The organism is Emticicia sp. C21 (assembly GCF_003418935.1).
GTDB lineage: Bacteria > Bacteroidota > Bacteroidia > Cytophagales > Spirosomataceae > Emticicia.
Genome location: NZ_QVMT01000010.1, coordinates 95246 through 119395, shown reverse-complemented (window position 1 = coordinate 119395; position 24150 = coordinate 95246). Strand labels below are relative to the sequence as shown.

Sequence of the window (24150 nt, the reverse complement as noted above, 5' to 3'; positions counted from 1 at the left end):
GTTTTAATTGTTTGCCTTTTTTTATGTTCGAAAGCCTTAAACACTATACCATCGAGCAGCTTGTTATTATTTTTTCAACACCACTATACACGTTTTTAATTCTTGGAGAAATAATACTAAGCAATATTCAGGACCGTCGGTTTTATACGGTCAAAGATACCATCACCAATATTTATCTGATGCTGCTCAATGGAGGGATTGATTTGTTGTCGCGCGGAATTACCTGGGGCATCCTGGGTCTGGTTTTCCAGTATCGTTTTTTTGAAATTCAGAACCCAATTCTTTATTGGGGGTTACTCTTCATTGCAGAAGATTTTGTTTTCTATGTATTGCATGTGGTAGATCACCACTCCAGATTCTTCTGGGCATCTCATGTGACGCACCATTCGTCAGAGCAATTTAACCTGACCGTTGGTTTCAGATCTTCGGTATTTCAACCCTTATACAGATTTATCTACTTTATCCCTTTATCATTGATGGGATTCAAGGCCGTAGACATTGCTGTGATGTATTCTATCACTCAGATATACGGTATCCTGGTACACACCAGTTATGTGCCAAAGTTTCGCAAAATGCCTTTAAAATTATTAGAATACGTAGTTGTTACCCCATCTCAGCATAGAGTGCACCATGCCTCTAATATTGAATATCTCGATAAAAATATGGGCATGTGCCTCACTATCTGGGACAGAATGTTCGGTACTTTTCAGGAAGAAATCGATGATTTGCCTATCAAATATGGCCTGGTTTCTCCCCTCGAAAACAGAAATGCAGTGAACATTGTCTTCCATGAATGGGTGAAATTAGTCGCGGATTTAAAAAAGCCATTGAGTTTTTTTACCAAGATTAAATATATATTTATGCCACCGGGCTGGTCGCATGATGGGAGTACCAAGACCAGTAAAGGCCTGAGAGAAGAGCTCAGAAAGGAAAAAGAAGCTATTGAAACTATAACTGAATCAATTTAACATTAACCATTCAAATCATACATGAAATTACTTGACAATAAAGTTGCCTTAGTAACCGGTGCTTCACGAGGAATTGGGAGAGAAATCGCTAAAAAGTTCGCAGAACAAGGTGCGAGCATCGCCTTTACTTACCTATCAAGTGTCGAAAAAGGTCAGGGATTAGAAGCAGAATTAGCTGCTTATGGTGTAAAGGCAAAAGGATACCGTTCTGATGCATCTGATTATGCCGCTGCTGAGCAATTAGTAAACGACGTAGTAAGCGATTTCGGAACTCTTGACGTTCTGGTAAATAACGCCGGAATCACCCGTGATACACTTTTGATGCGTATGTCAGAAGAACAGTGGGACGAAGTGCTAAGAGTAAACCTTAAATCAGTTTTTAACCTGACCAAGGCTGCTACAAAGCCAATGATGCGTGCTAAACAAGGCTCAATCATCAATATGACTTCGGTTGTAGGTATAATGGGTAATGCCGGACAAGCCAATTATTCGGCTTCAAAAGCCGGTATTATAGGCTTTACCAAATCAGTAGCTAAAGAATTAGGTTCAAGAAACATTCGGTCTAATGCAATTGCCCCGGGTTTTATAGAAACAGAAATGACTGGCGAACTGAACGAGAAAGCACTAGAAGAATGGTTGAAAAATATACCATTAAAACGAGCAGGGCAGGGTGAAGACGTGGCAAATGCCTGTGTTTATCTGGGTTCTGACCTATCAAAATATATTACCGGGCAGGTTCTACAGGTTGATGGCGGTATGCTTATGTAAGTATCTTTCGTATATTTATACTATTCTGTCATAGATTCTATCGTCAAGGGAGCTACCCTTGACGATATTTTTTTGTATCTTGGCAAAATATTTGTTCACTTAAGGTGTTGTTTTAGTAGTATTATTTTTTAATAAAAAACTACCGTTAATAAACGGAATCAGGGGGTTTATGAAATCCGAACTAATCTTTCAATCTTCACCGTGGTTTATTATACTTTGCTTACTCGCCGGAGGGCTTTATGCTGTTGTATTATACCAAAAAAAGACTAATTTTTCAGTACTACAAAACAGGCTTTTAGCTGTTGCCAGAGGCATATTAGTGGCGCTCCTGGCTTTTCTGCTCATTAATCCTTTGCTCAGAAGCAATAAATCAACTATTGAAAAGCCAACTGTTGTATTGGCTATTGATAACTCCACCTCAATGGCACAAGGTGGTCAGAATAAGCTTACACAACTGAAAGCAGACCTGCAAAAGCTAAAAGATGATATTGAATCAAAGGGAGCAAGTGTAGAAATCAAGACTTTTGATGAAGAAGGAGACAATAAAGACATTAACGGTATAAAGTTCGGAGAAAAAACTTCCGATTTGTCGGGTTTACTGGCAAATGTGAAGAATAATTACGAAGGCAGAAACCTGACTGATGTGATTCTGGTATCTGATGGAATTGCCAATTCAGGTATCTCACCGACCTATGGAAAATATAATTTTAATATACATTCTATTGGCTTGGGAGACACCACGCAAAAAAAAGATGTAAAACTCAATGCTGTTTATGCTAATAGAATAGCCTATTTAAGCAATAAATTCCCTGTGCAGGCCGAAATCTCCAGTTTTGGATACCAAGGTAAGTCAACGTCAGTTTTGTTGAAACAAGGCGGTAAAGTGCTGGACAAGCAAATTGTTAACTTCGATAAGCCCACAGATTTAAAACAGTTAACTTTCTATTCAACTGCCGAGCAGAAAGGCATGCAGCGCTTTACTATAGAAGTTGTGCCAAGTGTAGGAGAATTTTCAACAAGAAATAATGCAAGAGATGTATATATCGATGTAGTAGATGGTAAAGAAAAGATTTTATTGGTTGCTTTATCACCTCATCCGGACATTAAAGCCATCAAGTCAATCATCGAAAAAAATGAATTATATGAATTGACTGTAAAAGTAATTCAGAGTGATAATATCAATGAAATAGACACTCAACCCTTTGACGCTTTGATTTTACACCAACTACCTGATTTATACGGTGCCGGAGGGAGTGTGGTAACGCGCTTGTTGGCGCAACAGAAGCCAACGTTGTTTATTCTGGGTAATCAGTCAAACATTGCCAGCTTCAACGGCATTCAACAAACGCTGAGTATTATTTCGCAAGCCGGAAGAGCAGATAAGGTAACAGCCAAGTTCAACAGTAGTTTTAACTTGTTTAATCTTGATGGAGAGAAACTGAATATTCTGGAGAAATTACCCCCGCTATTATCTCCTTTCGGCGATTACAGACCTGCCACAGGTAGCGAAATTATCCTTTATCAAAGAGTTGGTTCATTAGTTACTCCTAAACCGCTATTGATAGCAAACACTGCCAATGCACGTAAATCTGCCGTGTGGGCAGGAGAAGGTATCTGGCAATGGCGATTAGAGGAATTTGCTCTAACTGATAAACAAGAGGTTGTAGATGAAATATTCATGAAAACCTTGCAATTGATTTCAGTTAAAGACGATAAGCGTAAATTAAGAGTGTATCCTATTTCACCTGAGTTCTCTATTGACGATAAGGTCATTTTTGAAAATGAGGCCTATAATGATATCTATGAGCGTATTTATAACCAGAATATCAAACTAGACATCACAGACGAAAAAGGCACTACGAAAAGCTATAATTACACAATCAGTCAGGAAAACACTCGTTTCGAGATAACAGGTTTAGGAGAGGGTGTATATCGCTACAAGGCATCAACACAGGTCCTAGGCAAAAGCGAAGCAGCAGATGGACAATTCATAGTCAGAAATGCCGATTTGGAAGGTCTCACCAATACTGCCGACTTCAATATGTTGCGCACATTAGCCCAACAAAACAACGGAAATTTTTTTGTTGCCAGCCAGTTAGAGAAATTGAAAGATTATTTCTCAACCAACCGAAGTCCTGATAAAGTTACAAGCATTGAAGAGATGAATGAGTTTATAAATCTGAAGTGGATTTTCTTCGTTTTGCTTATTTTAGCCTCAGTTGAGTGGGTAACCAGAAAATATCTGGGAAGCTATTAAATTAGGCATTTTTCTTGATTTTTTCATTTCGTAAAAAATAGACATTTTAATAATAATACGAAGATTTGGCCTGATTTTGTGAATGAACGGTGGTATTTTACCATATTCTTCAGCAGAATCAGACCATTTTGCATTTATTGATATAAAAAGGCACTGATTTATTGTACTTTTTCTTGTTAAACTGCCCTCATGAAATCGCTTTTCAAATTTCCCTAGTCTGATTCTCTGTATAATAGCTGCTTTTGGAGCAATACATATTTTAACTTTTCAATAGAAAAGTCAGAAGAGGATTTTCTGAAAGCTATCGAATAGCACCGCCTACTCAATTACTTCTTGTTTTATTTAAGATAAAATTTAAAAACGAAGGTTTTTGTAAAATTTTTCCAAATCATCAAAATTCGTTTTTCGGACTAATTTATTTTTTCTTAATTTTAAAATGTCATCCAATCAGGCAGTTTTTCCTGATATTTTTTGCATATTTAATAGAAACCGTAATTGACAGAAATAGTATTTTTCTTAGGCAAGAATTAAGCGTTTATAGGGCTCAATGAAATTAATTTAGCCTTTGTACTGTTATAGGAATTATCCGTTTAGGACGGATAGATACTATTTTACTTAATGAATAATAAAACATGAATATTGGAGATAAGGTAAGACTCATACATTCGAAAGAAGAAGGAATTATTACACGATTTTTAAAAGATAACGTAGTTGAGGTAGAGATAGAAGCAGGGTTCAAACTGCCTGTATTAAGAAGAGAGTTAGCAGTTGTTTCAACAAATGAGAAACAATTCTTTAAACCTACACAGACTACCTCAAATACAGAGATAGCTAAACAGAAAGAAGCCAAGTCTGCTATTAAAGCTGACAAAGGAATCTTCCTGGCGTTCTTACCAATCAATGATAAGAGCGTAGCCATATATCTTGTTAATAACTCTGACTGGCATTTGCCTTTTTCATTGACTTTGAATAATGGCAGAATTCACGTCGGACTCTTGGGCGGAGTATTAAGAGGGAAAAGCGCACAAAAATCAAATCTGGATTTAGATCTCAAGGATATTGAAGAATGGGGAAATTTTTCTTTTCAGGCACTTTACCATACTGAAGGACCTTTTGATGAACGAGCCTCGCTCTCAAAAAAGATGAGGGTCCGTACAAATACCTGGGCTGATCATAAGAAAAAAGCCCCCTTATTAGATAAAGAAGCTTATTTATATCAACTGGATTCAGATGAGGTTGAGCAGGTTACCGCGAAACCAAAAGAACAAGAGAAAAAACTCGTAATTGATGTAGAGAAGCTCAAAGAAGGCATGATGGAAAAAAAGCAAACAGAAGTTTTGCCAAAAAGCTATGAGAAACCAACCCAATTAGTGGATCTGCACATTGAAGAGTTAACAAAAAACCATCGCCTGATGGGTAATGCAGAAATGCTTGAACTACAAATCAATACTTTTCTGAATAAATTCGAGCAAGCAATAGCCAGTGGGCTGGATGAAATAACATTTATTCATGGTGTAGGTAATGGTGTACTAAGACAAGAAATACAAAAGAGACTATCTGGTCATAAAAATGTAGCCTGGTTTGAAGATGCACAGAAAGAGAAGTTCGGATACGGTGCTACCAGAATTAAGATTAAGTAATTGTTTAATATCTAAAACGATAATTTTTTTCTGCTTTGTGCGTTTTGCACATGATTTTCAATTAACAATCATAATGAAAAAGTTCACAATTTCTGTTTGTTTGATTATAATCGTAGTTCTTTATCCACTTTTAGAAGTTAGTGCCCAAAAAGCTAACCCAGAAGCTCCTGAAGAAAAATACTTACAAGATACAGTTAAAGTGCAAAAAGTCTTTTCAAATATCAGTATCCCATTTGATATTTCGATGAATGACATTGAGCGACAAATCAATGCTTCTATCGCAGGTCTTATTTATGAGGATAATAGTTATACAGATGGGAATAATGATAATTTCAAATGTAAGGTCTGGAAGAAGTCAAATATTATAATCACAGCAGCGACAAACGATGTGTTTGATTTTACAGTGCCGTTGAAGATTTGGGCTGAACAAGGCATTGGCGCTTTTGGTTTGATGAAATATATTCCGCTTGAATTTGAAATGAATTTGAAATTCTCTACCAGATTTACCATTAGACCCGATTGGGCTGTACAAACATTTACTACGCCTAATGGGTATGACTGGATTACAAAGCCTAAAGTAAACATAGGCTTCGATGTGCCTCTTGATTTCATTGTAGGGAAAATAATTAATAACAATCACTCAAAATTCGCCAAGTCTATTGATGATGCTGTATCGAAAAATATGAGCATCAAACCTTACGTAGTTCAGGCATGGAATGCAGCCTTACAACCTTATGTCGTTTCAGAAGAATATAGAACCTGGGTAAGAATCACGCCCTTGGAAATTTTCATGACTCCATTAGCAACAGCCGGAAGAAGCGTGAAGTCAGTATTGGGTATCAAGGCTTATACAGAAACTATTACAGGCGAAAAACCTTTTGGACCTTTTTCGGTAAGTAGTGTACCTAATCTAAAATTAGTCCCAACTATCCCGAATGACTTTCAGGTTGGCTTAATGAGTGATGTACCATTCGTAGAAGCAGCAACTGTAGCAAAAAAAATGTTCATCGGTAAATCTTACGATTTCAAAGAGGGTAAATACAAAATAGAAATCACAGATTTGGATATTTATGGAAGTGATGAATACCTGGTAATTAAGGCCGATGTGAAAGGAAATCTGAAAGGAACAATTTATATCAAAGGAATTCCGGTATATAATCCAGCTAGAAAAAGTATCGTATTAAGCAATACACAATTTGATATAAAGACAAAAAATATATTGGCCAAAGCAGCAGCCTGGGTATTGGAGGGAAGAATGGTAAAGATGATTGAAGACGAATATGGATTGCCCGTTGACGAACTATTAGGCTATGCCAAACAAAATGTTGAAGCGGCCATGAATAGCGAATACAGAAAAGGAGTGAAGCTAAGCGGAAAAATTGAGAGCGTTATACCTGATAAAGTTTATCTGACTCCGACAAGTATTGTAGCGGTAGTTTTGGCAAAAGGAAAAGTAGAATTAAAAGTTGAGGGTTTATAATTAGATTATTTCGCATAAAAATTAAATAAAGGTTATTTGGCGAAATTTTAATATGATACCACTTAGTCATATTTTCCTGATGAATTTATGATTAAGCGGAGTCAAGAATCAAAAATATTGCTCCATAAATAAGTATCAATTACCTTTGTAGAAAGAAAAAGTAAGTCGTCTTATCGCTGCTTTGAGGGGCAACCCTATGAAGTTGAGGAAAGTCCGAACAGTACAGAGCATCATGCTACCTAACGGGTAGGGGATAACCAAGCGATTGATTATCTACAGCCAGTGCCACAGAAAATATACCGCCTTCGGGTAAGGGTGAAAAGGTAGAGTAAGAGCCTACCGCTTGTTTGGTGACAAACGAGGCATGGTAAACCTCATGAACTGAAAGACCAAATAAACCGACGAATAGCAATCGAAAGGTTGTTTAAAAGGCTGCTCGTCTGAGTCGGAGGGTAGGTTGATAGAAATAATAGGCAACTACTATTCCAGATAAATGATAAGACTTTAATAGGTATCCTTGTGGTAATTATTGAAGACAGAATTCGGCTTATAGGCTTACTTCTTCTTTACTATATAATATTTTTACAGAGAGACATATATCCCGAAAGGGTAATTTACAAAAAAACCTTATGAAACTTTGATTTAATAAGGTTTTTTTGTACTTTTGCAGTCCCAAAAAATGCGGAAAGGGGACGGGCTCCCCATAAAAACACAAATAAAATGGCAGTTAAAATCAGATTAGCAAAAAGAGGACGTAAGAAAGCACCATTATACGATATCGTGGTAGCTGACGCTCGCTCACCACGTGATGGTAAGTTTATTGAGAAATTGGGTCAGTATAATCCTCAATCTACCCCAGCGGGTATTACATTGAAAGACGACAGAGCTTTGTATTGGTTAATGGTTGGTGCTGAACCAACAGATACTACCCGCAAAATCTTGTCTGTAAAAGGTATAATGTTCAAAAAACATTTACAAGTAGGTGTTGATAAAGGCGCTATCACGCAAGAAGTTGCTGATGCACGTTTCGAATCATGGTCGAAAGACAAACAAGAAAAACGTGAGTCAAGAATAGCTAAATTGACACAAGGTAAAGATGCTGTGAAACAAGCGGCCTTAGAAGCGGAACGTAAAAAACGTGCGGATATGGAAGCTGCTAAACAAAAAGCGATAGCAGATGCTGAAGCTGCAGCTAAAGCAGAAGAAGCTACAGCATCGGAAGAAGCAACGGAAGAAAATCCAGCAGCTGAAACTACTGAAGAATCAACAGAAGCATAATTTAGATAGATATTCTAAATGAAATGATAGAGAATCCTCGCCCAAAAGCGGGGATTTTTATATTAAACTCAATAAAGACATGACCAAAGAGGATTGCTATTTATTAGGAAAAATAACCAAGACGCATGGTCTTAAAGGAGAGTTAGCTATCTGGTTGGATGTTGACTATCCTGAGGAGTATGAAGAACTAGACTCTGTTTTATTAGAAATAAAAGGAGAACTGGTACCACATTTTGTGGAAGAAATCCAGATCAGACCTAATAAATCTATTATTAAGTTTGAGGATATTGATACAATTGAAGCAGCTAGCAAACTGGTAAATTGTGATATTTACCTGCCAGAAGATAGTTTACCTGAGTTAGAGGATGACGATCAATTCTATTATCACGAAATTATTGATTATGATGTGGTAGATGAGATAAAAGGCAAACTAGGAAAGGTACTGGCTGTTTATACATCAGACAGGCAAGACCTGATAGCCATGCAATATGAAGGCAAAGAAGTATTGATTCCAATTGATGATGATATTGTAAAGACTGTAGATAGAGAGAAAAAAGAGCTTTATACCAATCTTCCAGAAGGATTGTTAGAAATATATTTGGAAGATAATACATCGCAATCCCCTGACGATGCTGATGATACAGGAGAACACCAGTAAGTAGATATGGAAACTCAGAATAAAGAAAATACAAATCAATTAAGTAATAACATCGATAGTAGCGATGGCGGGATTCGCATTGACATTATCTCATGCGTTCCTCGTTTGTTAGATAGCTATTTCGACCATTCTATTTTGAAACGGGCGAAAGACGCAGGTCTTGCAGAGGTTGTTATTCATGACTTGAGAGATTATTCTGAAAACAAACATCGTCAGGTAGATGATTATGCATTTGGCGGTGGTGCCGGGATGGTATTGGGAATCGAACCCATTGCCAGGTGTATCCGCCATTTACAATCATTCAGAACTTATGAAGAAATTATTTATATGACCCCCGATGGTGATGTCTTTGATCAGAAGACTGCCAACCGATTGTCGATGACTAAAAATCTGATTATTCTTTGCGGCCATTATAAAGGTATAGACGAGCGAGTTAGACAAGTCTTTATTACGAAAGAAATTTCAATAGGAGATTACGTATTGTCTGGAGGGGAATTACCTGCAGCAGTTATTTCAGACGCCATTATCAGGCTAATTCCCGGAGTTCTGAATGACGAAACCTCGGCTTTAACTGATTCTTTTCAGGATAATCTATTGGCCCCACCGGTTTATACAAGACCGGCACAATTTGAAGGAATAAAAGTGCCTGATGTTCTCTTATCAGGACACGAAAAGAAAATCAACGATTGGCGTTTGGAACAATCTATCAAACGCACACAAGAAAGACGTCCTGATTTATTAAAGTAATTTCTTGATGAGCGCAAATAAAAGCTTTTAAAAGTATCGATCATTCATACCATTCCCACTTAATTTACTTTTAAGTGGCCTCATTCATTTTGTTGGGTAATTTATTCTACAATAATTATTTCAAGAATTGCCAATAATCGGGTTTATGGCTATGGCTTATTTTTTTTTGCATTGTATACCAAATACAAACAGTTAATAACATAAGAAAATTAACTCTAATGTATTTAGCAACTAATTAATTCCATAATAACTTAAATTATTAAAGCCATGAAAAAGAATGTTTGTTCTTCGCTTGTAGCACTAGTTTTAACTTTATTTATTAGTATCAATGCAAGTGCTGCTAATCCATCTGCTACAACAGAAAACCCAGCTAAAATGTCAAAGACAGAAAAATTGATGGCCTCAGAGGAGGGCAAAATCATTTTGTCAAGATTAGAAGAAATTAAAGCAATGGACAAGTCAGAAATGACTGCCAAAGAAAAAAGAGCATTACGTAAAGAAGTAAGAGCATTAAAAGCGCAAGCAGCTCAGATCGGCGGCGGGGTATATATTTCTGCTGGTGCCTTGATTGTGATTTTGCTTTTAATCCTTTTATTATAATAGTTTTTAAGAGAAGGAGGAGTTATGAAAACTGATCAAGATCCTAAGGGAAAAAAAGAAGGAACTGAAACGGAATTCCCGGGTTACCCTTTATATCCGGCGTCTGAAGATATTTATAGCAGAGGGGTTAAGGAAGATAATATTGATCCTGAAAATATAGATAAACTCAAGGAGCCCAACGATAAAACCCGTAACGAGTGGAACGAAAGCGATTATGATCATCAGGGAACAGGAGATGATCTGGATGTTCCCGGTTCAGAATTTGATGACGAAGGAGAAGACATGGGTCTGGAAGACGAAGAGAATAACTACTATAGTTTGGGTGGAGATAATCATTCAGATGAAGTAAATACCGATTTAGTACAGGATGATTCTGAAGATGAAGACCAGTCAAGAGTGGATTAACTCAGCCATGTGAGTATGTGAGATTGACAATAAATGCAAGTCCTTTATAATAAGCTTAAAGATTTGTAAACGATAGGAAACCAAGCTACTGATAAAGCTACTGGGTTTTTAAATTAATAAAGCCATGAAAACATTGAATAAACTATTTCTATTGGGAGTGTTAGTACTCCCAATAGGATTGGCTAGCTGCTCAGGTGAGATTGTAACTACTCCACCACCGGCAGCCGTAGTTGAAACCATGCCAACTCCACCCTCTCCATCTTATGTCTGGATTCCCGGACATTATGTAGCCAGAGGAGGAGTATATACCTGGAGAAATGGTTATTATAGGCCAGCTCCACGATATAGAAAAGTATGGGTGCCAAGTAGATATGTTCAAACCCCAAGAGGATATATGTATAGAAAAGGGCACTGGAGAAGATAAGATTAGATAACAATATAGAAAAGGCTTAGAAGCATCTATCGCTTCTAAGCCTTTTCTATATTAGGTCATTTTTATAGAATAAATATTATTAAGCTAATCTTTCTTTTATCCTATAATTTTTAGTCTCATTCCGATAAATGGGTTGACTTGTCTTAAAATAATTATATTGATTGTTTAATTGGCTTTATTGATTCATACATATTATTATAAATATAACGTTCTATATTATAAAAAGTATAATATGGTACATTTGTATAATTTATATAAGTAGTATTATGCTTTTTGTCTTTTGCGATATTAATGCGTAAAACCTTTGTTATTGAAGGATAATTTTATTAAATTTGTATAAATACTATTAAGAATAGTACAACGATTTAGTTAAATAGTTATATTTATCCTTCTAAAAAAAGTAAATTTAAAGGCTAATGGCTGAGGAAACAGAAAATCTAATCCCAGAATCTTCCAACAACGGCACAATTATCCCAATCAACATCGAAGACGAAATGCGTGGAGCATACATTGATTATTCAATGTCTGTTATCATTTCACGTGCTTTGCCAGATGTTAGAGATGGTCTGAAACCCGTTCACCGCCGTGTATTGTACGGTATGGCAGAACTTGGCGTATATCACAATCGCCCTTATAAAAAATCAGCACGTATAGTAGGAGAGGTGCTTGGTAAATATCACCCTCATGGAGATTCATCAGTATATGATACGATGGTTCGTATGGCGCAGGATTGGTCTTTGCGTTATACGTTGGTAGACGGGCAGGGTAACTTCGGTTCAGTTGATGGTGATTCACCTGCAGCGATGCGTTATACCGAGGCACGTTTAAAACGAATAGCAGAAGAACTGTTAGCCGATATCAATAAAGAAACTGTTGATTTTCAGCCTAACTTCGATGATTCCCTTGAGGAACCATCAGTGATGCCTGGTAAAATCCCTAATTTACTATTAAACGGGTCGGCAGGTATTGCAGTAGGTATGGCTACTAATATGGCCCCTCATAATTTATCAGAAGTAGTTGATGGCATCACTTCTTATATTGATAATAATGATATTACGGTTGAAGAATTAATGCATTATATCAAAGCTCCTGACTTCCCGACAGGAGCGATTATATATGGATACAGTGGTGTAAAATCTGCTTTTGAAACAGGACGTGGACGTATTGTGCTACGCTCTGTGGCTAATTTTGAAGTCTCAAAGACCGGTAAAGACCAGATTGTAGTGACTGAGATTCCTTATATGGTTAATAAGGCTATGATGATTGAGAAAACTGCTCAGTTGATTAATGAAAAGAAAATTGAAGGAATTTCAGACATCAGGGATGAGTCGGACAGAGAGGGTATGCGTATCGTATATGATCTACGTAAAGATGCCGTACCAAATGTTGTATTGAACAATCTCTATAAATACACGCAGCTTCAATCATCTTTCAGTATCAATAACGTGGCTCTTGTAAAAGGGCGCCCGGTTACATTGAATCTGAAAGATATGATTCGCTACTATGTAGAGCATCGTCTGGAGATTATTACCAGACGAACACAGTTTGATTTAAAAGAAGCTGAGAAAAGAGCACATATCTTAATAGGTCTTTTAATTGCACTAGATTATATCGATGCAGTTATTACACTCATCCGCAGGTCAAGAGATGCCGATGAAGCCAGAAATGGTTTAATGCAAGGTGATTTTATGACTGCTGAGCAGAAGCAAAAATTCCTGTCTGAAGGTCTGATACGTTTGCAAATTGTTGATACTTTCAATGCAGATACAGAAAGCGGAAATATCCTTAGCGAAATACAGGCAAAAGCTATCTTGGATATGCGTTTGCAACGTTTAGTAGGATTAGAAAGAGATAAGATAAATGCTGAGTTTGAAGAAATCAAAAATCTGATTGAAGACTTACGCGCCATTTTAGCTTCTGAAGAAAGAAAACGTACCATCATCAAAGAAGAATTAGCAGAGTTAAAATCTCGCTACGGTGATGAAAGACGTTCTAAAATTGAAATGGCGGCAGGTGAATTCAGTATAGAAGATATGATTCCGGATGATGAAATGCTGGTTACTATTTCGCATCAGGGCTATATCAAACGTACAGCCCTACAGGAATATAGAACACAAGGTAGAGGGGGTACAGGTTCAAGAGGTGTTAAAACCAAAGACGAAGACTACACCGAGCATTTGTTTGCGGCAACTAATCATAATTATTTATTATTCTTCACGAAGAAAGGTAAATTGTTCTGGTTAAGGGTATTTGAAATACCGGAGGGGTCGAAAACTGCCAAAGGAAGAGCTATTCAAAACCTGATTAATATTGAGTCTGATGATAAAATTCAGGCCGTTCTGAACGTAACTACACTTACTGACGAAGACTATATCAATAATAATTATATAGTTATGTGCACAGAAGACGGTACAGTTAAGAAAACACTTCTGGAAGCCTATTCTCGTCCACGTCAGGGAGGTATTATTGCTATTAATATTAATGAAGGAGATAATCTCTTAGACGTAGCGCTTACCAACGGAGATAATAATATAGTAATAGCCGCCAAAAACGGTAAAGTTGTTCGTTTCCACGAATCTGGTACACGCCCAATGGGACGCACAGCCACAGGCGTAAGAGGTATCAGTCTCGAAGAGGACGACAAAGTTATCGGAATGGTTTGTGTTTCAAGAGCCGATACGCAATTATTAGTGGTATCAGAAAAAGGCTATGGAAAACGTTCAGATATAGATGATTACCGTATTACTTCAAGAGGTGCTAAAGGAGTTAAAACTTTAAATATTACCGATAAAACAGGTACTTTGGTAGCGATTAAGGAAGTAACTGATGATGATGATTTAATGATTATCACCAAAAATGGTATCGCCATTCGTATCAAGATAGCTGATTTAAGAGTAATGGGCCGTAATACACAAGGTGTAAGACTTATCCGCTTGAACGAAACAGATGATATTGCTTCAGTTACACGTATTATCCGCGATGAAGAAGAGGAGGAAGCCGGTGAGGGAGGAGAGAGTACAGGTGCATCAACCGAAGCGGAATCGACAGTGGAGTAGGGGAGTATGTCGAGTTTTTATGTTAATACTTTGTTAATTTCCCGAAAATATATATTTTTCGGGAAATAATATTGTCTAACCCTAAACGTTTAAGTATTTTAAAAAATCAACTCAAAATATGAAAAAAACCATTTTTGTGTCTGTCTTATCAATGGTTACGGCAGGCGTATTTGCACAAGCAGGACTTGATAATCAGCTTCGTGATGCACAATGTAAGTCAGCGGCTGATGAAATAACAAAAGGCGAAAAAGCAAGTCAGGATGCTAAAAAAGGTGCAAAGTCTTCAACCTGGGTTAAACTGGCTGCTGCTTATGAGGATATGGCGATTAATTGCGGTAAAGACTCAATGGCATCTGAAAAAGCATATAATACTTATAAAAAAGCACTTGAAGTTGAGGCTGGGGGAAAAGGTGCTAAAGAGATTGAAGCAGCTCTAACCAGCCAGAAAATTTATTCAGCATTAATGCAACAAGGCGCAGGATTCTATAACGCTAAAAATTTCCCAAATGCCCTTAGATTATTCAGATTAGCTTCTGAAGTAAGTCCTAAAGATACCACAGCAGCGCTATACTCAGGTATTGTAGGTCAACAAGCAAAAGATAACGAAGCGGCTAAAGTTTATTTCGCAAAGTTCATTGATCAGGGAGGTAAAGACCCGGCTGTATTCTATAGCTTATCTGAGATATACAAAGCCGAGAAAAATAATACTAAAGCAGTAGAGGTTTTAAAAAAGGGTATCTCAGCGAATCCTAATGATAAAGATTTGAAAGGTTCATTAGTGAATATTCAATTATCAAGCGGTAATTCTGATGAGGCAATTGCAGAGTTGAAAAAATTGATAGATGCTGACCCAAACAATGTAAATAATCTACTTAACCTAGCCATTCTTTATGATAATGGGGGTAAGAAAGAAGAAGCTTTAGTATGGTATAAAAAAGTATTGGCGATTGATCCGAATAATTACGACTGTAACTTCAACTTAGGTGTATATTATTTTAACCAGGCAGTTGAAATTAAAAAAGAAGTAGATAAAATGGATATGAAAGAATATCAAAAGAATGGTAAGGCTGTAGAAGATAAGGCTTGTGCTAAATTTGCTGAAGCAAAACCATACTTCGATATTTGTAAGGCCGCAAGAGAAAAAGAAGGAAAACCTCAGGAGGAAGAGTTGACAACTAGCATGACCAGCTTAACTTCAGTACTTGAACAATGCGCAAAACGCAAATAAGAATTCGATAGACAGAAATAAATTATAAAAAAGCCCTTGGAAGCAATTCTGAGGGCTTTTTTACGGAGTACAGTAATAAGTTAATCTTTCTTTTATCTTATAAATTTCAGTATAATGCCTGTAAATTTTAAGCCTGACCTTTAAATATTTATATTAATGTATATTATTTGAGAGGTAAATAATATACCCAAAACTTAACAAATACAAATAATTAACTTACTCATAGGGTAGTTACATAATTTCTATTTAACATAATATAAATTATGTAACATATAATTTAACCCTCATAGAAAGGGAAAGGTGTGGAAAATGAAAGAATCCACGTGGAACATTTGTTGATAACATGTTGAATTCTTTCTATCTCCTATATGGATAATTATGAATTTGATTTATTTTAATTGAGAAATGCTTTTAAAGCTTTTGGTTTACGGCCAACTTTTTTACGCATTTTTACTTTCTCAGGCCTTTCTTTTATTTTCTTATCTTCAAAGAATACGCCCAGGGCTTCAATAATAATATCTTTTTGAGACATACCTTCCCAGTAGCCGTAATCTTTCATAGTTTCAACTAAATCGTTCGGACAATCAAATGTTACTTTCGTTGATGGTCCATTATCTTGTAAAGCAACTATAGCTGCCGGTTGATTAGCTGTAGCCGGAGTTGTCTGTTCAGAACTCTTTGTAGGAACTAAACTTTCAAAGGTGAAATTTTTATTTTTTGCCATTTTTTTAGAATTTAATTTGATACAGCCAATTATCAGGGCTTATATATATCATATATAATGTAATCGTCCGTAATCATGCGGCCACATTAGTTATTAATACTACTGAGAATCTCTTTAGTTAATTGATAATAATCCATCGCACCATTACTTTCTGGGGAATAAGAAAAAATATCCTTTCCATTAGCCTGAGCTTCAGATATAGCAATATTGTCCCGGATAGTTGTAGTAAAAAATGAACTTCCCAATTGTTGTTTGGTAGCTTCTATAATATCGTTGCTAAGTTTTTTGTTGATTCTCGGATTATAGCGTGTAGCAAATACACCACCGAGTCTTGTTTGCGGACTAATGAGTTGTAGCTCTGAAGAATAATTCAGGAAGTTTCTGAGACCTTCATAGCTTAAATATTCCGCCTGGAGCGGTACCAGATAAATATCACATGCAATAAGCGCAACTCGGGTCATTCCTGAAAGAGTCGGCGGACAATCAATCATAATGTAATCATAATTCTTTTTCACTTTATCTAATAGTAGTTTTAGATTAAAGGGAAATACCGGAGATGCTTTTATCACATCTTCCTTCGTGTTCAGTTCAGCGGCACTGGGCAATAAATCCCCTATAGGTGTATTGATTACAATAGAATCAAATGGCAGTTCACCACTCAGGTAATTCCCTACATGGTTCTTTGCAACCTGAGATTCCTGTACACCAAAACACCTGGTAAGACTTGCCTGGCCATCAAGGTCAATAAAGAGCACCTGGGCATTGGCAAACTTCTTAAAGGCAGCACCAAGATTTTGGGTAGATGTAGTTTTACCCACTCCCCCTTTGTTGTTTACTACACTAATAATCATATCGATATAAGGATAATATTGTGCAGCAATATAGAACAAATCATCTGTAGTAACAATATTAAAAATATAAGTTTTATTGAAAATAATAATTTTACGATAAGTATAGAATGTTTTATAGTATATAATCATATAATAATACTGAAATTTATGAATCATATAGTATATATAAATAATTATCATTCATAAAAAAAGCACCTTTTATAAAGATTTTATAGTAAGTATTTTAATTACTGATAATTTAAAATGTAAAATCTATAATAAAAGTACTAATGTATAATAAAGTATAAATAGATATATAAGAATAGTTTATTTATTAAGAACAATTTATTTAAAATGTAAAGTATATAATAAATGTATATTTAGATAATAATGAACATTACTTAATAAATAATCAATTATATATAAAAGTATTATAAGTATATTTTAAATAATAATTATTAACTTAATAATTCAAATTGTAATAAACATACGTATTATAATTTATGATTATATTCAATAGTATTATAATAAACATAAGAAATATATTTACGAATATTATAATTGATATAGTTTTTTTAGTTATTATCAGTATGTATTTGCAGTATAGTTATAATTGTGGATTCGTAAAAAGGCCTTTTTTAGGAGCTTTAGGTGATGAAATGAGCAACTACCCTACTTATGCATCAAAATGCTCTTAGAGATAACGTTTGATGGCTTAAAAATGGCTTCATTTTGAGGGTCTTTCAAGTAAAGCTAGTTGTAGTTTATAGGCTAATTTTTGAAGGTGAAAATTCAAAGATTTATGAATCTGAAAAATGATTCAATTTATTAAAAGCCGGGAAGATAAAAATCAAATAGAAAATGAATTATAGTTGATTAAGTCTTTCAATAATTTGTAAAACTTTAAGAATACTGGTCGCCAATTTTCTGTGTTGGTATTTTTAAAACTGCAAATTTTGAAATTTATACTGAGATAAAAATTGTCAGAATGGTTTGCGTTTTATTTTAAACGACCAATAAATTTAAAAATACCCCCTACTACTCTGCTGCATATTTTAAGTATTGACAAAAACCATTTAAATTATCCTGAGTTGAAAGAGTTAGATTTTCGATTCAAACAAGTTAACGTAAATTGAAAATATCATTCTATCTCTTTGGTACAAATTTGCCTATATACAATTTATGCTAATTCGCGCTAACCAATTTTTAAAGCACTAAGACCACTAGATTCTTCTAATGAATATTAATCAAGTTAGTAAGCCTAATACTTGATGTATATGATAGAGATGATATTAATACTAACTGTCTTTATATTCACCCGAAACAAACTCTGGCTTCAAATTATTAAGACCTACTCTTAACTCTGCATACCAAATCCAAACCAATGATTAAATGAAATGTCAAAGTCTTTGATAAATTTCTAAAGCTAAACATTACTCACCAAGCTTTCTTTCCACATTAGATTTATATTTACTCCACAACACAGATATGTGATTTCTTAAAACCTATAGTCTTTAATTTTTTAACACTTTTTACTAAACGGTTCTATTGAAAGTATTGAGCCTTTCTACAAATTTGGCTGGTTCTAAAGTTTCAATTTCTGCTTGCTATTACAGCTTTTAACCACCATTAGTAAAGTCATAATTCCAGCAATGAATGTCCCCTTTTAAATGGTCTCAATGGAGGGCTACATACATTTATAATAGAACTGTATTAAACCATTCAGATACCGGAATAATCAGTAAGAAAACTATTTCTATGAACGCCTAACATTTACTTCAGTTACTGTCTTAAGCTATGCCTTGTCTTCATTAACTTTATTTGCATCTTTGATAGCTAGCCGGATTTTCTTCAAGCCATAAACCTAGATTCTCCGGAGGTAATTAGGTCTATTAAAAGTTCCGACCTAATTAATGCCCATCTTAATGAAGTTGACTAAGTAAGCAAATAGAGAAAAATAAGGTATTGATTTATTCATGCTCAATTCCCTGGTTGTATTAGTCGTCATATGAGCATTCACAAATTCAGAGTTATCATCGAGAAATATCTATTTAGATACTTTTATTACCATTTTAAACTCTCGGAGATAACTTAGGACACTTAATTTCTATTTCAATTATTGTAAGCTAATTTAATTATTGTCTTCATTTTTAGTTTGTAAAATTTAATTCTAAAAAGTAAAGAGGCTCAACTTTCAAAATTTTTAATGCCATCTGAATAAAATTGAGTCGAATCCTGATGACATTAAAATATAAGCTAATGGAAAGAATCTAATCCTTAAAATAACTATGACAAATTGTCAGGCATTGCTTGACTCAAAAACCTGGGTATTCCCATCTGTATACACAACAATGATACGAGCAACGTTGCCATGACCAAAATTTGGTAAAATAGTGCTATTGAGGTTTGGCTGTGGTGTACTATTTTCCGTGATTTTTCTTTCGCTTGATTCTCGCGAAGTAAAAATAGGTCTTTTCTGTTGTGTAACTACTTGATTACTAGGTAATTGAGTAGTTAATTGCGCTTCATTTTCTTCGTCTTCCAAAAACCAATCGAAGCCTAATTCTGGGTATCTTTTGTAAATTTTCTGTACAATCTCCAAACTAGGCTTATTTCTGTCTGATAATATATGAGAAATGCTCGGGCGAGGCACTCCAATCTCATCAGCGAACTTGGTTGAGGTTAAATCTTTGTCATTAATAAATCGACGAATTTTTTCATTTAATTTCATAAACAGTTTACAATTATATTTGTAAATAATCGATGTAAACAAAAGTAAACACTAATTCTAAATGTTAATTAACAATTATAAACATCACATTACAAATATAAATTATTTAGAAATGAAAACCAAATACTTTTGTAAATATATTCTGGTAAATGTAAATAGCGGATGTTTACAATTAAAATACAAATGTTAATAGCCTTATTTTCAGCGCATTATAAGCTTTATCAGTTAATAGCCACAAGAATAGAATAAACTGTATATAGGCTGGAGCGTTCTAAATGAAATTTCTCAGGAGTAAATATTAATCACACATATGAGAAAAAAGCTAATTAGGATAAATTCAACCTATATTTAATAATGTCAAGAAAAAAAAGAATAATATTTACAAAAGGAGCTTGTTTATTAAGGGTTGTAAACTAAATTTGTGTCATGCTTACGTGCTTTCTAAGATAATTCATTAAAGATAAATTTAAGTAAAGGTTTAATTTGTAGGTAGAAATGCCGACAATTTGGGATTCAATCGTCAGAAAGTCCTTTCTTTTTTTAGATAGGGCTTTTTTTATTTTAGTCCGCCAAAAGAGCTATTTAGTTATTAAAAACTGGATAGCTCTTTTTATTTAAATAGCGTTTTAGCCAACAGAGAATAAAAAATAATAGAAAAAGAGCTAAAAGCAAATCCGGACTAGGAGCTAATAATTATTCAAATCACTATATAAGCTACTCCCCTTTCTTTCAATAAATAAGTAACTCATCCATATAAGCTTTATCAATAAGGAAACTAAGACAACATGACAGTATATTTTATTTAATCTATACAGGATAAATATTTTTAATGTCAAATTTATTGTGTCAGAATATTGGCAGATTTTGATGTAAGGAATAATAATTAAATAATTTTATTGTATCAGCTGTTGACAATAAAAAACGCATTAACAAATTTTTAATTATTTAATGTCAGGATTACCTGTACACAAAAAGATTAAAATAAAATGGAATTAATAAGATATGGTTAGAGCAGAGAGATTATAATTAATTTAAATAAGATTTAATCATAAGAGTAGAATAAATGGATAAAGGAAAAAAATTTACTTGAAGAATTGATTGCTTTTAGAAGAGTATCAAGGGTTTTAATTTACAGGCAGATTATATAAAACAAAAAGCAGTAGCAATTCTTAGATTACTACTGCCTGAAATTTAATTTTATTTCTATTGATTTAAAATTAATTTCTTAGAGATAACACTCCAGGATTATACAGAGACATTATTTTCTCTTAGTGCCTCATTAAGGGAGGTTTTAAGATCTGTACTTGCTTTACGTTGGCCAATAATAAGCGCACAAGGTACACCAAATTCTCCTGCAGGATACTTTTTATTCAACATGCCAGGGATAACAACAGAGTTATCAGGTACGTAACCAATGTATTCCTGACCGGTATTGACATCGATTATTTTAGAGCTGCTGGTAATGGTTACACCTGCCCCCAGAACGGCCCTTTTGCCGATTCTGGCGCCCTCTACAACGATACAGCGTGAGCCAATGAATGCTCCGTCTTCAATGATAACCGGAGAGGCCTGAGCAGGCTCTAAAACGCCTCCAATGCCTACACCACCGCTCAGATGCACATCTTTGCCTATTTGCGCGCAGCTACCTACTGTAGCCCATGTATCTACCATTGTTCCTGAATCTACATAAGCTCCTATATTTACATAAGAAGGCATTAATATAACTCCCTTAGCTAAGTAAGAGCCATATCGGGCCACCGCGGGAGGAACTACCCGTACACCAATCTTGTCATATCCCGTTTTCAATTTCATTTTATCGTGGTATTCAAAAATACCTACTTCCTGTACACTCATTTGTTGTAAAGGGAAATACAATATGATGGCTTTCTTCACCCAATCATTAGTAGTCCAGGTTCCATCCTCATTTGGATTAGAGACACGGATAATTCCCTCATTTAATTGATTGATTATTTCTTCAATTGCAGTTTTAGTAGTTGGGTCATTGATTAATGAGCGATCTTCCCACGCGGCTTCAATGGTTGTTTTTAACGACATTTTATGATTAATTAAAATATTAATAAATATACTGTAAAATACTTATAGATAGTGATTTATGCTTTAATTTTAAGTTTATTTTAAGTTAATATAGGATTATTGTTTCTGGCTTGCAAACAAAGGTAAGACAATATATTGAGAAATCACAGCCAGAAAAACTCCCATTATTACTATCTCACTCCCTTGAAATGCTATACTACGACTCAACAGTATGAAAATGCAATCTTATCCAGTAAAAGCTTTATAAAGCCGTCCAGCATGCTTAATTTAGACATATAAATAGATAAAAATAAAGATAATTATTAAAGAACAACGACAAGTTTAATAGAATACTAATACTAACCCCCTACCCGACCAATAGTTAGTATAAATATAGTTATGAATAACTAATATTTTTAGTATAATTTACTAATTAATATCAGTATTTTTAGTTAGTATTGCTAAAAATATTAGTATATTGCAATTAGTATTTAATTAATCTACATTCCTTTAGCTTATTACTTATTAATCTAAAAAATCTTCTTAACTTGCGTAATCGTACCACTTAAACCAAATTATTTTAAAATGTCAAAAATAAAAGTAGCTATTAACGGATTTGGACGTATTGGAAGACTAGCCTATCGTCAAATTTATAATATGGATGGAATTGATGTCGTTGCAATTAATGATTTAACAAGTCCATCGGTTCTAGCTCATTTACTAAAATATGACAGTGCTCAAGGTAGATTTGATGCAGATGTAAAATCTACTGATAATAGCATTCTTGTTAACGGAGAAGAAATCAAAATTTATGCTCAGAAAAATCCGGCTGAAATTGCATGGGGAACTCATGAAGTTGATGTAGTTTTAGAATGTACCGGATTCTTTACAGATAAAGATAAAGCTGCTGCGCATTTAACTGCCGGAGCAAAAAGAGTTATTATCAGTGCCCCTGCAACAGGCGATTTGAAAACCATCGTATTTAATGTAAATCATCAGATACTTGATGGCAGCGAAACTATCATTAGCTGCGCAAGCTGTACTACCAACTGCTTAGCGCCAATGGCCAAAACTCTTAATGATAATTTTGGTATTATTTTAGGAAGCATGACTACAGTTCACGCTTATACAAACGACCAGAATACATTAGATGCGCCACATGCTAAAGGTGATTTACGTAGAGCAAGAGCTGCCGCTGCGAATATCGTTCCTAATAGCACAGGTGCAGCAAAAGCGATCGGTCTTGTTTTACCTGAATTAAAAGGGAAACTAGACGGTGGTGCTCAACGTGTACCAACTATTACTGGTAGTTTAACAGAATTAACTACGGTTTTGGATAAAACTGTGACAGTTCAGGAAGTAAATGCAGCAATGAAAGCAGCAAGCAATGAAAGCTTTGGTTATACTGAAGATGAAATTGTAAGCAGCGATATCATTGGTATTAACTTCGGTAGCTTGTTTGATGCTACTCAAACTAAAGTTGTTACAGTTGGTGACAAACAATTAGTTAAAACTGTTAGCTGGTATGATAACGAGATGAGTTATGTAAGCCAATTAGTAAGAACTGTGAAGTATTTCGCTACACTTATCTAGTATTTGCAATAAAAGTTTAAAGGCCTATTTTAGGATTAAAAAATCTTAAAATAGGCCTTTTTAATTTAAGGCTTTGCGGCCAGATAATTTATTTTGAATCCTTTCTCAACAAATAATTTTTCATAATGAGTTACTATATCATGATGCTCAGGAAGTAAAGCAGAACTATATAAATCGGTCGTTTGTCTTAAAATTTTATAACCCGCCTCTACAAAAGTACCCAGAGAATATTCGAACAAGCCACTATTATCTGTTTTAAAAAAGAAATCGCCATGCGGTTTGAGTATTTTTCTATAGAGATTCAGGTAATTGATATTAGTCAGACGCTTCTTTTCTTCTTTGTCTCTTGGTTGAGGATCCGGGTGAATGAGCCAGATTTCATCAACCTCATTTTCTTCAAAAAACTCTTCTAAAAAACCTATAGGAGTTCTTAAAAATGCCACGTTTGTTAAGTTTGCCTCAATGGCCCTTTTACTTCCCCGAGCGATTCTATCTCCTTTAATATCAATACCAATGAAGTTTTTCTCAGGAAATTTCTTAGCCAATCCTACTGTATATTCACCTTTTCCACAGGCTAATTCCAAAACAATCGGGTTATTATTCTTAAAGAACTTGTCTCTCCATTGGCCTTTAACGGTTGTATATAATTCTTTTCCTCTCTCAATTACATTATCTGCCTGAGAATTATGTATAAATCGGGGTAATTTTTGCCTTGCCACT

The 24150-nt window shown here is 34.9% G+C and carries 19 protein-coding genes and 1 other RNA gene; 15 read left to right on the top strand and 5 right to left on the bottom strand.

Annotated elements, in window-relative coordinates; all coding sequences use genetic code 11:
* Nucleotides 1–23: 23 nt before the first annotated feature.
* The 14 genes from D0T08_RS20420 to D0T08_RS20355 all read left to right on the top strand — a co-directional run bounded on the left by D0T08_RS20420 (nucleotide 24) and on the right by D0T08_RS20355 (nucleotide 15518).
* Nucleotides 24–968: a sterol desaturase family protein gene (locus D0T08_RS20420; RefSeq protein WP_116984536.1), complete on the top strand. Its 945-nt coding sequence runs from the start codon at nucleotides 24–26 to the stop codon at nucleotides 966–968.
* Between the two features lie 21 nt (nucleotides 969–989).
* Nucleotides 990–1736 (top strand): 3-oxoacyl-[acyl-carrier-protein] reductase, encoded by a 747-nt coding sequence (fabG, locus tag D0T08_RS20415; protein ID WP_116984535.1) that lies wholly within the window; start codon nucleotides 990–992, stop codon nucleotides 1734–1736.
* A gap of 169 nt (nucleotides 1737–1905) precedes the next feature.
* The gene (locus D0T08_RS20410; protein ID WP_116984534.1) at nucleotides 1906–3993 is read left to right on the top strand and encodes a vWA domain-containing protein; all 2088 of its coding nucleotides are present in this window, start codon (nucleotides 1906–1908) and stop codon (nucleotides 3991–3993) included.
* A gap of 632 nt (nucleotides 3994–4625) precedes the next feature.
* The gene (locus D0T08_RS20405; protein WP_116984533.1) at nucleotides 4626–5633 is read left to right on the top strand and encodes a DUF2027 domain-containing protein; all 1008 of its coding nucleotides are present in this window, start codon (nucleotides 4626–4628) and stop codon (nucleotides 5631–5633) included.
* 73 nt (nucleotides 5634–5706) lie between these two features.
* Nucleotides 5707–7113, top strand: a complete 1407-nt coding sequence (locus D0T08_RS20400) for a DUF4403 family protein (protein WP_158561319.1) — start codon at nucleotides 5707–5709, stop codon at nucleotides 7111–7113.
* A 157-nt stretch (nucleotides 7114–7270) separates the two neighbouring features.
* Nucleotides 7271–7679, top strand: an RNA gene (gene rnpB / locus D0T08_RS20395) — RNase P RNA component class A.
* 154 nt (nucleotides 7680–7833) lie between these two features.
* Entirely contained in the window at nucleotides 7834–8391 is a 558-nt protein-coding gene (locus D0T08_RS20390; RefSeq protein ID WP_116984531.1) for a 30S ribosomal protein S16, read from the top strand.
* A gap of 79 nt (nucleotides 8392–8470) precedes the next feature.
* Nucleotides 8471–9049 (top strand): ribosome maturation factor RimM, encoded by a 579-nt coding sequence (gene rimM / locus D0T08_RS20385; protein ID WP_116984530.1) that lies wholly within the window; start codon nucleotides 8471–8473, stop codon nucleotides 9047–9049.
* 72 nt (nucleotides 9050–9121) lie between these two features.
* Nucleotides 9122–9796 carry a tRNA (guanosine(37)-N1)-methyltransferase TrmD gene (trmD, locus tag D0T08_RS20380; RefSeq protein ID WP_116984640.1) on the top strand — a complete coding sequence of 225 codons (675 nt, stop codon included), beginning with the start codon at nucleotides 9122–9124 and terminating at the stop codon, nucleotides 9794–9796.
* 267 nt (nucleotides 9797–10063) lie between these two features.
* Nucleotides 10064–10396 carry a hypothetical protein gene (locus D0T08_RS20375; RefSeq protein ID WP_116984529.1) on the top strand — a complete coding sequence of 111 codons (333 nt, stop codon included), beginning with the start codon at nucleotides 10064–10066 and terminating at the stop codon, nucleotides 10394–10396.
* 24 nt (nucleotides 10397–10420) lie between these two features.
* Nucleotides 10421–10801 (top strand): hypothetical protein, encoded by a 381-nt coding sequence (locus D0T08_RS20370; RefSeq protein WP_116984528.1) that lies wholly within the window; start codon nucleotides 10421–10423, stop codon nucleotides 10799–10801.
* Between the two features lie 124 nt (nucleotides 10802–10925).
* Complete coding sequence (locus tag D0T08_RS20365; protein ID WP_116984639.1) at nucleotides 10926–11225, top strand: YXWGXW repeat-containing protein; 300 nt, start codon at nucleotides 10926–10928, stop codon at nucleotides 11223–11225.
* A 425-nt stretch (nucleotides 11226–11650) separates the two neighbouring features.
* Nucleotides 11651–14290, top strand: a complete 2640-nt coding sequence (gene gyrA, locus D0T08_RS20360; protein ID WP_116984527.1) for a DNA gyrase subunit A — start codon at nucleotides 11651–11653, stop codon at nucleotides 14288–14290.
* Between the two features lie 118 nt (nucleotides 14291–14408).
* Nucleotides 14409–15518, top strand: a complete 1110-nt coding sequence (locus tag D0T08_RS20355; protein WP_116984526.1) for a lipopolysaccharide assembly protein LapB — start codon at nucleotides 14409–14411, stop codon at nucleotides 15516–15518.
* Nucleotides 15519–15912: 394 nt separating this feature from the next.
* On the opposite strand, the gene D0T08_RS20350 is transcribed toward D0T08_RS20355, so the two are convergent.
* The 4 genes from D0T08_RS20350 to D0T08_RS20335 form a co-directional block, all read right to left on the bottom strand.
* Nucleotides 15913–16242, bottom strand: a complete 330-nt coding sequence (locus D0T08_RS20350) for a hypothetical protein (protein WP_116984525.1) — start codon at nucleotides 16240–16242, stop codon at nucleotides 15913–15915.
* An 86-nt stretch (nucleotides 16243–16328) separates the two neighbouring features.
* Nucleotides 16329–17222: a ParA family protein gene (locus tag D0T08_RS20345; RefSeq protein WP_229239011.1), complete on the bottom strand. Its 894-nt coding sequence runs from the start codon at nucleotides 17220–17222 to the stop codon at nucleotides 16329–16331.
* Between the two features lie 2149 nt (nucleotides 17223–19371).
* Nucleotides 19372–19803, bottom strand: coding sequence for a helix-turn-helix transcriptional regulator (locus tag D0T08_RS20340; RefSeq protein ID WP_116984524.1), 432 nt, complete (start codon nucleotides 19801–19803; stop codon nucleotides 19372–19374).
* Nucleotides 19804–21048: 1245 nt separating this feature from the next.
* On the bottom strand, nucleotides 21049–21858 hold the full coding sequence (locus tag D0T08_RS20335; protein ID WP_116984523.1) for a 2,3,4,5-tetrahydropyridine-2,6-dicarboxylate N-succinyltransferase: 810 nt from the start codon (nucleotides 21856–21858) through the stop codon (nucleotides 21049–21051).
* Between the two features lie 564 nt (nucleotides 21859–22422).
* Here D0T08_RS20335 and gap point away from each other — a divergent pair.
* On the top strand, nucleotides 22423–23430 hold the full coding sequence (gene gap / locus D0T08_RS20330) for a type I glyceraldehyde-3-phosphate dehydrogenase (RefSeq protein WP_116984522.1): 1008 nt from the start codon (nucleotides 22423–22425) through the stop codon (nucleotides 23428–23430).
* A 65-nt stretch (nucleotides 23431–23495) separates the two neighbouring features.
* Here gap and trmB read toward each other — a convergent pair whose 3' ends face one another.
* Nucleotides 23496–24149 carry a tRNA (guanosine(46)-N7)-methyltransferase TrmB gene (gene trmB, locus D0T08_RS20325; RefSeq protein ID WP_116984521.1) on the bottom strand — a complete coding sequence of 218 codons (654 nt, stop codon included), beginning with the start codon at nucleotides 24147–24149 and terminating at the stop codon, nucleotides 23496–23498.
* Nucleotide 24150: the final 1 nt, after the last annotated feature.